The organism is Paenirhizobium cremeum (assembly GCF_022884085.1).
Taxonomy (GTDB): Bacteria; Pseudomonadota; Alphaproteobacteria; order Rhizobiales; family Rhizobiaceae; genus Allorhizobium; species Allorhizobium cremeum.
On sequence record NZ_JAGGCS010000002.1, the window covers coordinates 409,509 to 421,128 of the forward strand.

Annotated in this window: 12 protein-coding genes; 1 reads left to right on the plus strand and 11 read right to left on the minus strand. The window is 61.4% G+C overall.

Annotation, left to right across the window (positions count from 1 at the left end):
• Positions 1-145 precede the first annotated feature (145 nt).
• Positions 146-1,141 (plus strand): KpsF/GutQ family sugar-phosphate isomerase, encoded by a 996-nt coding sequence (locus J5N58_RS05355; RefSeq protein ID WP_112828705.1) that lies wholly within the window; start codon positions 146-148, stop codon positions 1,139-1,141.
• Positions 1,142-1,197: 56 nt separating this feature from the next.
• On the opposite strand, the gene J5N58_RS05360 is transcribed toward J5N58_RS05355, so the two are convergent.
• The 11 genes from J5N58_RS05360 to J5N58_RS05410 form a co-directional block, all read right to left on the minus strand.
• Entirely contained in the window at positions 1,198-1,656 is a 459-nt protein-coding gene (locus J5N58_RS05360; protein WP_112828704.1) for an NfeD family protein, read from the minus strand.
• A 3-nt stretch (positions 1,657-1,659) separates the two neighbouring features.
• Positions 1,660-2,676, minus strand: coding sequence for an SPFH domain-containing protein (locus J5N58_RS05365; RefSeq protein ID WP_112828703.1), 1,017 nt, complete (start codon positions 2,674-2,676; stop codon positions 1,660-1,662).
• A 131-nt stretch (positions 2,677-2,807) separates the two neighbouring features.
• Positions 2,808-3,842: a ferrochelatase gene (gene hemH / locus J5N58_RS05370; protein ID WP_112828702.1), complete on the minus strand. Its 1,035-nt coding sequence runs from the start codon at positions 3,840-3,842 to the stop codon at positions 2,808-2,810.
• 126 nt (positions 3,843-3,968) lie between these two features.
• Complete coding sequence (locus tag J5N58_RS05375; protein ID WP_112828701.1) at positions 3,969-5,816, minus strand: 5'-nucleotidase C-terminal domain-containing protein; 1,848 nt, start codon at positions 5,814-5,816, stop codon at positions 3,969-3,971.
• A gap of 210 nt (positions 5,817-6,026) precedes the next feature.
• Positions 6,027-6,392 (minus strand): outer membrane lipoprotein Omp10, encoded by a 366-nt coding sequence (gene omp10, locus J5N58_RS05380; protein WP_112828700.1) that lies wholly within the window; start codon positions 6,390-6,392, stop codon positions 6,027-6,029.
• A 207-nt stretch (positions 6,393-6,599) separates the two neighbouring features.
• On the minus strand, positions 6,600-8,042 hold the full coding sequence (locus J5N58_RS05385) for a homospermidine synthase (RefSeq protein ID WP_113340681.1): 1,443 nt from the start codon (positions 8,040-8,042) through the stop codon (positions 6,600-6,602).
• A gap of 206 nt (positions 8,043-8,248) precedes the next feature.
• Entirely contained in the window at positions 8,249-9,142 is an 894-nt protein-coding gene (locus J5N58_RS05390) for a heme-dependent oxidative N-demethylase family protein (RefSeq protein ID WP_112828698.1), read from the minus strand.
• 69 nt (positions 9,143-9,211) lie between these two features.
• Positions 9,212-9,559: a hypothetical protein gene (locus tag J5N58_RS05395; protein ID WP_112828697.1), complete on the minus strand. Its 348-nt coding sequence runs from the start codon at positions 9,557-9,559 to the stop codon at positions 9,212-9,214.
• Positions 9,556-9,840 (minus strand): YciI family protein, encoded by a 285-nt coding sequence (locus J5N58_RS05400; RefSeq protein WP_112828696.1) that lies wholly within the window; start codon positions 9,838-9,840, stop codon positions 9,556-9,558. The genes J5N58_RS05395 and J5N58_RS05400 overlap by 4 nt, the downstream gene beginning before the upstream one ends.
• Positions 9,840-10,469: an aminotransferase class IV family protein gene (locus J5N58_RS05405; protein WP_244709962.1), complete on the minus strand. Its 630-nt coding sequence runs from the start codon at positions 10,467-10,469 to the stop codon at positions 9,840-9,842. The genes J5N58_RS05400 and J5N58_RS05405 overlap by 1 nt, the downstream gene beginning before the upstream one ends.
• Positions 10,454-11,614 (minus strand): aminodeoxychorismate synthase component I, encoded by a 1,161-nt coding sequence (locus J5N58_RS05410; RefSeq protein ID WP_112828694.1) that lies wholly within the window; start codon positions 11,612-11,614, stop codon positions 10,454-10,456. Before J5N58_RS05410 ends, J5N58_RS05405 begins: the two co-directional genes overlap by 16 nt.
• Positions 11,615-11,620: the final 6 nt, after the last annotated feature.

The window sequence follows — 11,620 nt, forward strand, 5'->3', positions numbered from 1 at the left end:
GCTCGAAGCTTGAATGCTTACCCAAACGTAAAGTCATGTGGTTAATGTTTGGTTGCCGAGCTGTCCGAAGGGCAGGGGACAGAACGACAAGAGGCCGCAGTTTCGCCGTGTGGACAGGATGGAGCAAAAGCAGTATAGGACCGCCATGATTAAGCGCGCTGTCAATCTCGTCGAAGCCGGAGCCGTCGAATCGGCTCTCAGGGTCGTCACGACCGAACGCAATGCTCTGGAGGCGCTGCAAGCCGCCCTGACCAATGGCCTTGCCGGTCCCTTCTGCAATGCAGTGAACATCATCGGCGGCATTTCCGGCCGTGTGATCGTCACAGGCGTCGGCAAGAGTGGCCATATCGGCACGAAGATCGCCGCGACCTTCGCTTCGACCGGTACACCCGCTTTCTTCGTGCATCCTGTCGAAGCCAATCACGGCGACCTCGGCATGATCGGCCGCGACGATGCGATCCTTGCGATGTCATGGGGCGGCGAGAGCCAGGAACTGCAGGGCATCCTCAATTATTCGCGTCGCTTCTCCATCCCGCTGATCGCGATGACGGCGGGCGAAACCTCGACGCTTGCCCGCGAGGCGGATATCGTTCTGCTGCTGCCGAAGGTTCAGGAAGCCTGTCCGCATGGGCTTGCACCGACTTCATCCACCGTCATGCAGCTTGCCATGGGCGATGCGATCGCGATCTCTCTCCTCGAAGCCCGCGGCTTTACGCCGAGCGATTTCCGCATCTTCCACCCCGGCGGCAAGCTGGGCGCGAGCCTTACCCATGTGCGCGATATCATGCACACGGGAGACCGGCTGCCGCTGGTCAAGCAGGGCACGCCGATGCCGGAGGCGATTGTCACTCTGTCGCACAAGCACTTCGGCTGCGTCGCGGTTCTGGATGATGACGGCAAGCTCTGCGGCATCGTTACGGAAGGTGATATGGCGCGCAACCTGTCGCGCAACCTCGCCGAACTCTGTGTCGATGACGTCATGACCCGCACGCCTAAGACCATCAAGCCGACGACGCTTGCGACCGCGGCTCTCGCCACGCTCAACGAGCACAGTATCGGCGCGCTGATCGTCGTCGATGAAGACAACCGGCCGATCGGCCTCGTTCACTTCCACGATCTCTTGCGGATCGGGGTTGCCTGACTTCCGCATTCCTGCGCCTCCATTCGGGCGCGCAGAAGAGCAAGAACGCCGATCCGTCAGGCTTTTTCCACCGTCAAGTCGCGGCCGTTACCCGCGATGACCTTCACTTTGGTGCCGGCCGGCAGGTCCGGTCCCTGCACCGGCCAGTAGGTATCGTCCAGCCTGATCCGTCCCCGTCCCTCGGTGATGGGCTCGGCCAGCGTCGCTGTGCGTCCGACGAGGCTTGCCGTGCGCTGGTTGAGGAGCGGCTCGTCGGTTACGACATGGCCGGTGCCGAGAAGACGGCGGCCGAGCAGGGTCGAGACCACGGCGAGCACGGCAAACAGCACCAGTTGGACCTGCCAGGTCCAGAGCGAGACCTCCCACAGAACCAGCGACAGGGCTCCGGTCAGCAACGCTGCGATGCCGATCCAGACGAGGAAGACGCCGGGCACGAGGAGTTCCGCTGCCAGCAGAACGAGGCCGAGCAGCCACCATGTCCAGGGGCCGAGTTCGACGATCATGCGGCTCAGCATCACTCAGCCCTCCGGGGTCTGGCCGAAGGGGGGCACGGGCGGCGTCGAGCGGGTGGCTGGAGCGGCAGGACGTGGACGAGGGGCCGGAGCGGGCCCAGCGGCGTCGCCGAAGACTTCGCGGGCGATCGCGCCGATGCCGCCGAGCGAACCGATCAGGCTGGAAGCCTCCATCGGCATCAGGACGACCTTGGCGTTGGATGCTGTGCCGATCGCGGCCATGGCTTCGGTGTATTTCTGGGCGACGAAATAGTTGATGGCATTGACATCGCCCGCCGCGATTGCGTCCGAGACAAAGCGTGTCGCTTTGGCTTCGGCTTCCGCTAGGCGCTCGCGGGCCTCGGCCTCGCGGTAGGCTGCCTCTCGCTGGCCTTCCGCCTGCAGGATCGCCGATTGCTTGGCGCCCTCGGCGCGCAGGATCTGTGCGTTTCGGAAGCCTTCGGCTTCCAGCACCTGAGCGCGCTTCTCGCGCTCGGCCTTCATCTGGCGAGCCATGGCGTCTACCAGATCCTTCGGAGGCTGGATGTCCTTGATCTCGACGCGGGTGACTTTGATGCCCCAGGGGCCGACGGCTTCGTCGACCACCTTGAGGAGGCGGTCGTTGATCGCCTCGCGGTTCGACAGCAACTCGTCGAGATCCATGGAGCCCATGACCGAACGGATGTTGGTCATGGTGAGGTTCAGGATGGCGTTTTCCAGATTGGCGACCTGATAGGCAGCCTGGGCGGCATTCAGCACCTGGTAAAAGGCAACGGCATCCGCCGAGACGCTGGCATTGTCCTTGGTGATGACTTCCTGCGTCGGAACGTCGAGCACCTGCTCCATCACGTTCATCTTGGCGCCGATGCGTTCGATGAAGGGAATGATGAGGTTAAGGCCGGGCTCGAGTGTGCGGGTATAGCGGCCGAAGCGCTCGATGGTGTAGCGGAATCCCTGTGGTACCGTCTTGATCCCCGCGAAGAGAACGAGAATGACCAGTACGACAAGCGCGATAACGACGATATCGGGACCTGCGAACCCCATGATGTGCCCTCCTGTTTCCGAACGCGTTCTTTATAATGCGTTTCGGTGTCTTTCTAACATCGGATGACGGCGTTTCCATTGCAAGGTCAAGGCCGTGGAGGGTGCGATCATTTCGGCAGGTGCCAATCGGCTCAGACCCAGCCCTGCAGTTCCCGGCGGACGACCTTTTCCAATACGCTCATGCCCTCGGCGCTGTCGTTCAGGCAGGGAATGTGCACGAATTTCTCGCCGCCGTTGTGATGGAAGATCTCGCCCGCTTCGCCGGCGATTTCCTCGAGCGTCTCCAGGCAGTCCGATACGAAGCCGGGATTCATGATGGCGATGCGCTTCACACCCTCCTTGCCGAGCTTTTCCATCGTCTTGTCGGTGTAGGGCTGCAGCCATTCCTCCGGCCCGAAACGGGACTGGAAGGTAATCATGAAACGGTCTTCGGCAAGGCCCAGCCTCTCGCGCAGCAGGCGACCGGTTTTCATGCAGTGGCAGTAATAGGGGTCGCCATTGCGAAAATAGGATTGCGGAATGCCATGGAACGAGGTGATTAGCAGTTCCGGCTCCCAGTCGAGCGTCGCCAGCTTCTTTTCGACCGATATCGCGAGCGCATCGATATAGGCGGGATCGTCGTGATAGGGGGGAACCGTGCGCAGCGCCGGCTGCCAGCGCATCTTCATCAGATGTTCGAAGGCCTTGTCGTTGACGGTTGCCGTGGTCGATGCCGCATATTGCGGATAGAGCGGGAAGAGAAGGATCTTCTCGCAGCCGGCGGCATGCAGCGCATCGATCTTCGAGGCGATGGAGGGCTGGCCGTAGCGCATTGCCCATTCGACGACGACGCCGGGCAGGTCCTTCAGCGCCGCCGACATCAGTTCCGCCTGGCTGCGCGTATAGGTCCTGAGGTAGCTTTCGTCCTTGTCCCTGTTCCAGATCGCCTCGTAGGCCTTGCCAACCTTTTGCGGGCGGGTGTTGAGCACGATGCCGAACAGGATCGGATACCATTTCCAGGGCGACCATTCGATGACCCGCTTGTCGGTCAGGAACTCCCTCAGATAACGGCGCATCGAGGTGTAGTCGGTGCCATCGGGTGTTCCAAGATTGACGAGAAGCACGCCTACCTTGCCGAAACGGACGGGCGGATGATTGGAAGGCAGGTGGGAGGTGTCTGCGGTCATGTCGTTGTTCCTGCTGGTTGCACCGGACGCAATACGAATGCAGAGGGCGCCAGGATCAGTTCTTAAAAGCAAAAACCGGCCCGGGGAAGCCCGGACCGGTTCCGTTCATGCGGCAAACTGCCCTGCTTACTTGGCTGGCAGTTGCAGTTCCTTGCCGACGCCGATGACGTCGGGGTTCTTCAACGCATTGGCTTCGGCGATCTTCGTCCAAAGCATGCCGTCGCCATAGGTCGCAACGGCGATCTTCCACAGGCTGTCGCCGGCAACGACCTTGTAGACAGTGGCGGCTGCCGCTGCGGCGGCTGCGGCCGGCGCTGCGGTCTCAGCAGGCGCGGTAGCGGCTGGCGTCTCGACCGGTGCCGCCGCGGACGCAACCTCGGTGATGCGGCCGTCGACATAGGGCTTGTAGGGGCTGTTCTTGGCGATGTAGTCGGCAACCACCGTTTCGAGGCCGGGACCGAAGTCATAGGCGTTCTGGCCGGCTGTCGCGAAGATCTTGTAGCCGTCGCCGCCGGCGCGCATGTAGTTGTTGGTGGCGACGCCGTAGACCTTTTCCGGGTCCAGCGGCACGAAGGCGTCGCCTTCCTTCACCTCGACGGAGACGACGCGCTTGCCGGGCTCCTGCGACTTGTCGAAGGAATATTTCAGGCCGGAGACCTGCGGGAAGCGACCGGCGCCATCCTGGATCTGGCTGAGGCCGTTTTCAAGCGCCGCGACGATATCGGACCCCTTGAGCCGGAAAGTGGCGAGCGTGTTCTGGAAAGGCAGGACGGTCAGCACTTCGCCCATGGAGACCGTGCCGGCATCGATCGATGCACGCAGGCCGCCGCCGTTCTGGATCGCGATGGTGATGCCCTGATCCTTGACGCGGTCGACCATGGCGTCAGCAACAAGGTTGCCCATGGTGCATTCCTTGACGCGGCAAACTTCGCGGGACCCCTCGATCACCTCGGCGGTCTCGCCGATTTCCTTCTTCTTCAGCTCCTCGATCGGGCCGGCGAGCTCGGCGACCTTGGCGGTATAGCCGGCGTCCGGGGTGACCGAGGCGTCCAGAAGCTTCGGCGCACCCTCGGCCGTTTTCACGGCGCCGGCATCATCGAAGACGACTTTCAGGTCGCCGAGATACTTGGAATAGGAATAGGCGGTGACGATCGGCACGTCCTTGCCCGAGGGGTTCTTGACCAGGGTCGGATAGGGGCCTGCGGCCTTTTCGTCGGTGTTCGAGAGAAGGGTATGGCTGTGACCGCCGACGATGACATCGATACCGTCGACGGCAGCGGCGATCCGCTTGTCCTCCTCGTAACCGACGTGCGACAGCAGCACGATCTTGTTGATGCCCTGGGCCTCGATCTCCTTGACCGCTTCCTTCAGGTAACCGATGGGTTCTGCGAAGAGGATGCTGTCGCCGGGCGACGAGGTTTCGTCCGTGTCGGTGGCGAGAACGCCAACGACCGCAACCTTCTCCGGACCGAATTCCTTGACGATGTACGGCTTGAACTTGTCGGCGACCGGTGTGTCGAGGCCGGCCAGCGTGTTGCCGGAGATCATCGGAAACTTCAGTGCATCAATGAATTTGGCCAGTTCTTCCGGACCGTCGTCGAATTCGTGGTTGCCGATCTCCATGGCGTCGAAGCCGATGCCGTTCATGAATTCGGCGATCGGTGCGCTCTTGTAGGTGGTGTAGAACAGCGAGCCCTGGAACTGGTCGCCGGCATCCAGCGTCAGGATGTTCTTGCCGGCCAGTTCATTGCGGCGGGTATCGATCGCCGTCTTCATGCGGGCGATGCCGCCGAAGCATTCGTTCTTGGCGGCCTCTTCTTCCGAGCAGGTGGAATCGAACTTGTTGATCGCCTCGATGCGCGAATGAAAGTCGTTGATATGCAGGATATTCAGCTCGAAATCGGCAAAGGCGCCGGTGGCCGAGATCGCGAGCGCCGATGCGCTCAAGAGGCCGAACCGAAGGTGTCTCAACATCGCTTTTCTCCTGTTTTCGTAAATCGACAAACGCATGCTACTCCGCAATCCTGTAGGTTTTTTCGTGTCTTGGAGCCGGGCGGATGTTTTCATCAAGTGGATGCGACTGCAAGAGAAAATGCGTGTTGTCGTGGGGCGGAAAAACCGAAAAACCGACCAGCATGGCGCTGGCCGGTTTCATCGGAAAATCGGAGTATGAAGGACGCTGTCTCAGACCTGGCGGTTGAGCGAGAACTGGGCGCCGGTATCGGACGTGCAGTTGAGCTGGGTCGGCGTCACCAGCGCGCATGCCGCCTTTGTGGTCGTCTGCTTGAGGTTGGAATAGAGCGTGATCTGGACGAGGTTGGCGCCTTCCATCATGTAGGTGCCGGTCGCCATGACCTTGTTGCTGCCATCGGTGGTGCGGGTTTCCAGCCGGCCCGCCGAGAATGTGGAGACCAGACCGTTTTGGTCCATCCAGTTCCCTTCGACGGTTGGAGCCTGGCTTACCGCCGGCAACGGCCGCGGACCGCTCGAATAGCAGGCCGAGAGTGTCGTTGCGCAGGCCAGAAGAGCCACCACGGTAGTCTTTTTCATTGTTGTCTCCAGCATGATATTCAACGACTCCCCGCATGCGAGCCGTAACATGGATTTCGCCGAACCATGCCGCGAAGACATGGTGAAAGCAAGGCCGCAGCGACTGTCAGCACGCTTTATTCGGCCCTGTTTGCCGATCCTCGGCCTTCGAAAACGCGAAAGCCCGACGCGCGGGACGACGGGCTTTCTTGAGCGCGGGCTCGTTGCTTAGCGAACCAGGATGTTCCTGAACTGCCAGGGGTCCTTGGTGTCGATGTCTTCCGGGAAGAGCCCCGGACGGCCTTCGAGAGGGGTCCAGTCGGTATAATGTCCCTCGACCGGGCCGAGATAGGGCGACTGCACTTCGAGGCAGCGCTTGTAGTCCATCTCGTCGGCTTCGACGATGCCGGCGCTCGGGTTTTCGAGCGCCCAGACCATGCCGGCGAGAACGGCGGAGCTTACCTGCAGACCGGTGGCGTTCTGGTAGGGCGCGATACGGCGGGTTTCCTCGAGCGACAGACGCGAACCGTACCAGTAGGCGTTCTTGTCGTGGCCGTAGAGCAGCACGCCGAGTTCATCGATGCCGTCGACCAGTTCGTTCTCGTCGAGAACGTGAAGGACCGGCTGCGCATTGCCGCCATTGCCGAACATTTCGTGCAGCGAAAGCACGGCATCGTTGGCCGGATGATAGGCATAGTGGCAGGTCGGGCGGTAGACGACTTCGCCGTCTTTCTCGACGGTGAAGTAGTCGGCAATCGAGATGGACTCGTTGTGGGTGACGAGGAAGCCGTATTGCGGACCGGGGGTCGGGCACCAGGTGCGAACCCGGGTGTTGGCGCCTGGCTGTTCCAGGTAGATCGCGGCCTTGCAGCCCTTCTTATGCTTCTTAGCGTTCTTCGGCATCCAGTTTTCATGGGTGCCCCAGCCGAGTTCGGCCGGCTGCAGGCCTTCGGAGATGAAGCCGTCGACCGACCACGTGTTCCAGAAGACGTTGAGCGGCTTGGGGTTCTTCGTGCGCTGGGTGTCGCGCTCGGCAATGTGGACGCCCTTGACGCCGACCTTCTTCATCAGCTTCGCCCAGCCTTCGCGGTCATCCGCCGCCGGCTCGTCGAACTTCACACCGACTTCGTGCGCGACGTTGACGAGAGCCTGCTTGACGAACCAGGAGACCATGCCCGGATTTGCGCCGCAGGTGGAAACGGCGGTGGCGCCGCCCGGGTTCTTCTTCTTTTCCTGACGGACGGTTTCGCGCAGCGCATAATTGGTGCGGTCGGCGTTCTTCAGGTTCTTGTCGAAATAGAAGCCGAGCCACGGCTCGACAACGGTGTCGATATAGAGAACGTTGAGCTTGCGGCAGAGCTTCATCAGGTCGAGCGAACCGGTGTCGACCGAGAGATTGACGCAGAAGCCCTGGCCTTCGCCGGCGGTCAGCAGCGGCTTCAGCAGTTCCTTGTAATTGTCCTTGGTGACATGCGCCTGGATGTGCTGGACGCCATGCTTGGCCAGCAGCTCGGCCTCGTCGTTGCGGGGATCGATGACCACCATCCGGCTCTTGTCGAACTTGAAGTGGCGTTCGATCAGGGGCAGTGTTCCGCGGCCGATCGAGCCGAAGCCGATCATGACGATCGGGCCGGTGATCTCACCGTAAACCGGATAGGCTTCTTTGGTCATTTGGTTCTCCTTGGGTGCAGCGATCGGGCTTTCCGACGTTGGCGCTCTAGATCACAGATTGCTGACATAATAAAGGGCGCTCAGCGATCGGTAACCTGTGTTTATGACGGTTGTTTCGCGAATTTGCGACCCTATGGTCAAGGGACGAAATCAAGCCGATGTCGGTGTCTCGTGGGCCGACCGCTACCGCCGTGCCGGCAGGGTTCCTACCGGCCGACGGCGCGCAGACAGTCGATCAGTTCACGCCGCTTTTCCGCCAGTCCCTTGTAGTTGACCTGATCGTCCTCCAGCGCCTCCAGTTGCGCGGCCATCGCCGCGGCGAGGCGCGTGCCCTCCGGCGCCTCCATGATGGCCTTCAGCGGGTCCAGATAGATGCGGACGGTAAACAGGAGATCGCCGGTCTCCGGCAGCCGCCTCAGCGATTGGCGCTCGATGCGGATAATCGCATTGGCCGCGGCGACGCCGGGCGAGGTCGGCTCGACCGCCATCCTCTCCGGGCGGGGATGATAGAGCGCGTAGCGCCAGTTGACCGACCAGTTGTAGCGCTTGACCGGCTGGCCGACGTCCAGCTTGTCGAACATGCGGTTGATGAGGGCGGCGTTGCGAGTGCCGCCCTGGAAGCCCGGGACGCTGGCATGGATCTGGTCCATCGGCTTCATGAACTTTTCCGCCAGCGACCAGGAGGAGGGGAAGGCAAGGTGGGCTGCGACCAGCGTCCAGCCGTCCTCCTTCCGGCGGAGGATCAGGAGATCGTCCTGCACGAGCGAACCGGCTCGCAGCAGCGGAGGTCTCGTTTCATCGGAAAGGTCGACCGAATGTGCGGCCATTTCGATGAGATCGCCCCGGCGGCTGTAGAGATCGGAATGACGTGTGGTCAGGTGTTCAACGAGCAGGTCCAGCGTCTCCTGCTGGGCGTCGTGCGATTCCGGCGCCGCACGGAAGATGTCGTCGAAATGCGTTTTCTCCAGCGCCTTCTTTTCGGAGAGAAAGACGCCAAGATCCCGGTCGGGTTCTATCCACTCGTTCAGGTCGAGAGGGGTGAGGCCGATGGAGAAGGGCTTCGAGGAACCGTCATACGGTGTGTAGATCAAAGACGTCATGCCGAGTCCAGGGACGGTTCGTTACTTTTGGTGGGGTGTCCTAAACCACATGCCCGCCGGCAATGCCGTTCAGTTGCCAGTGGGTGAATTGTTGCGGTATCCGATAAAATTTCTCATCAAGGCACGCTGTGGGTTGGCAATCCTCTTTGCGGCAAAAATGTACATCAAAATTTGCCAATAGATGCCAAGGAGTAAGGAGAAGGTCACGAACAGTGGAAGCGCTATGAATATTATCGTCGGAACAGAAAGGATGGCCAATACAAGATCGGCATCCCATCCCCAAAGCCATCCCGTCAGTTCGGAAAGAAATGCCACGCTCAGAACGATTAGGAAGATTATGCCAAGTGCTTGAAGCGGGCCTGCGATCGGAGACTTTTCCTCCATATGCAATACTTGTCGCGCAAGCTTTAGAGTCATCCTTTTAGCCCTTCGAGCCCTTCGGCCGTCCTCGTTACAGCCACTTCGTTTACCTCATAGACCGCCACACCCTCCATCGTGAATGGATCGGCCGCGACGAAAGCCTCTATCGCGGCCCGGTCTCCAACCGCGAGAATGACGCCGCCGGTGCGGGGGACCTTGCGGCCGGAGGCGAGGAACATGCCGCTGTCATAGCCTTGCTTCACCCAGGCCATATGAGGCTCCATAAAGCGGTCGGCTTCCTCGTTCGACTTCTTGTAGGTGAGGGAGAGAATGAACATCAGGTATCGCTTTCAACGAGTTCGGCGCGGATCAGGCCGCGCAGGGAGTTGCCGACGAAAAGCTTGCGGAACTTCAGGTCTTCAGGCTTCAGCACCTCGCTTCTCGCCTTGCGCTCGCGAATGAGTTCCGCCCTCAATACGCCGGGCAAAAGGCCGCTCGACAGCGCTGGCGTCACGAACATGCCGTCCTCGGCCTCGGCGAAGAGGTTGGTGATGGTGCCTTCGCAGATTTCGCCGCGCTCGTTGAGGAGCAGGACTTCGTCAGCCTCCTCCTTCCTGAATTCGGCGCGAGCCTCCTCATAAGGCTCCCTTCGCGAGGTCTTGTGGCGATAGAGCGCGTCGTCGGATTTCAGCCGGTTCGTGGCGATCCTGAGTTTCCAGACGGTTCCTTCCGCCACGGGTTCAAACGGAGAGGTGGCGATCTCGATCCTGCCGCGGAAGCTCATCGTCAGCCGGACGCGCAGCGGCCTGTCGCCGGAGATAGCGGCGTTCAGCTTGCCGGCCGCGTCCTGCGGCTGACGGAAGCCCAGCGCGTCGGCGGAACGGCAGAGCCGGCGCAGGTGCTGGTCGAGCCGCACGAAGCCTTCCTCCGGTTGCCAGCGCATCGTCTCGATCAGCGAGAAATCCATTGGTCCCCTACCGCAAAGCGTGCCTTGAGCAGGCATTCCTCATATTCAGCATCGGCTTTCGAATCGAAGACGATGCCGCCGCCCACATTGAAGACGGCGCGGTGGTCGTTGAAAAGTGCCAGTGTGCGGATGGCCACGGAAAAACGCATGGGGCCGGCCGGATCGCAATAGCCGATGGCGCCGCAATAGACGTCCCGCGGCCCGGCTTCCAGTTCGTGCAGGATGCGCATTGCCCACATTTTCGGGGCGCCGGTGACAGATCCGCAGGGAAAGAGGGCCCGGAAGATTTCCGGCAGGCCCATATCGGGCAGAAGTTTCGCCCTGACGTGGCTGACCATCTGATGCACGGTCGGATAGGTCTCGACGTCGAAGAGTTTCGGCACAGACAGCGTGCCGACCTCGCTGATGACGGATATGTCATTGCGAAGCAGATCGACGATCATCCTGTTTTCGGCCTGCGTCTTCTCATCGGCCAGCATGGCGGCGACGATCGCCTCGTCCTCTTCCGGCGACCTGCCGCGCGGGGCGGTTCCTTTCATCGGGTGTGTCTCGATCCAGCCGTCGCCATCGACGGAGAAGAAGAGCTCCGGCGAGCGCGACAGGATGATCGGGCCACCGAATTCGATCAGCGCGCCATAGTGAACCGGCTGGCGGGCGACGAGAGACCAGAAGGCCGCGCGGGCGCTGCCGGACCAACGGGCTTCGACCGGCATGGTGAGGTTTGCCTGATAGCAGTCGCCCCGGCGGATATGCCGGTGCAGCTTGTCGAAGCGCTCGAGATAGGTTTCGAAATCCCAGGCGGCGCGAGGGTCGGTCAGGAAGGGGGCGGCTGCCGGTTCGTCGGGCGCGGATGCCAGTGGATGATCGGCACGGGCCGGGGCATCGAAGACACCAATTGAAAGAAGCGGTGTTTCCCTGTCGTCGACGACCAGCGGGCGGAGCTTTTCCTCGAAGACGTAGCCTGCCTCATAGGAGACGTAGCCTGCCAGCCATTTGCCTGCCCGGCGCGCTTCTTCCAGTCTGGCGAAGGCTGGCAACACATCTTCGGCTTTCCGCGCGGTGACGATCTCGCGCGGTTCGGCGAACAGCAGGCTCGTTCCGCGACGGTCGTCGCGGAACAGCGCATAGGCGGAATGGTCAGCCATGGGGCT

What these genes read in the sequence shown, in the direction of transcription:
- J5N58_RS05355 (WP_112828705.1), top strand. Translation starts at nt 146, where the DNA reads ATGATTAAGCGCGCTGTCAATCTCGTCGAAGCCGGAGCCGTCGAATCG.
- J5N58_RS05360 (WP_112828704.1), bottom strand. Translation starts at nt 1,656, where the DNA reads ATGCTGAGCCGCATGATCGTCGAACTCGGCCCCTGGACATGGTGGCTG.
- J5N58_RS05365 (WP_112828703.1), bottom strand. Translation starts at nt 2,676, where the DNA reads ATGGGGTTCGCAGGTCCCGATATCGTCGTTATCGCGCTTGTCGTACTG.
- hemH (WP_112828702.1), bottom strand. Translation starts at nt 3,842, where the DNA reads ATGACCGCAGACACCTCCCACCTGCCTTCCAATCATCCGCCCGTCCGT.
- J5N58_RS05375 (WP_112828701.1), bottom strand. Translation starts at nt 5,816, where the DNA reads ATGTTGAGACACCTTCGGTTCGGCCTCTTGAGCGCATCGGCGCTCGCG.
- omp10 (WP_112828700.1), bottom strand. Translation starts at nt 6,392, where the DNA reads ATGAAAAAGACTACCGTGGTGGCTCTTCTGGCCTGCGCAACGACACTC.
- J5N58_RS05385 (WP_113340681.1), bottom strand. Translation starts at nt 8,042, where the DNA reads ATGACCAAAGAAGCCTATCCGGTTTACGGTGAGATCACCGGCCCGATC.
- J5N58_RS05390 (WP_112828698.1), bottom strand. Translation starts at nt 9,142, where the DNA reads ATGACGTCTTTGATCTACACACCGTATGACGGTTCCTCGAAGCCCTTC.
- J5N58_RS05395 (WP_112828697.1), bottom strand. Translation starts at nt 9,559, where the DNA reads ATGACTCTAAAGCTTGCGCGACAAGTATTGCATATGGAGGAAAAGTCT.
- J5N58_RS05400 (WP_112828696.1), bottom strand. Translation starts at nt 9,840, where the DNA reads ATGTTCATTCTCTCCCTCACCTACAAGAAGTCGAACGAGGAAGCCGAC.
- J5N58_RS05405 (WP_244709962.1), bottom strand. Translation starts at nt 10,469, where the DNA reads ATGGATTTCTCGCTGATCGAGACGATGCGCTGGCAACCGGAGGAAGGC.
- J5N58_RS05410 (WP_112828694.1), bottom strand. Translation starts at nt 11,614, where the DNA reads ATGGCTGACCATTCCGCCTATGCGCTGTTCCGCGACGACCGTCGCGGA.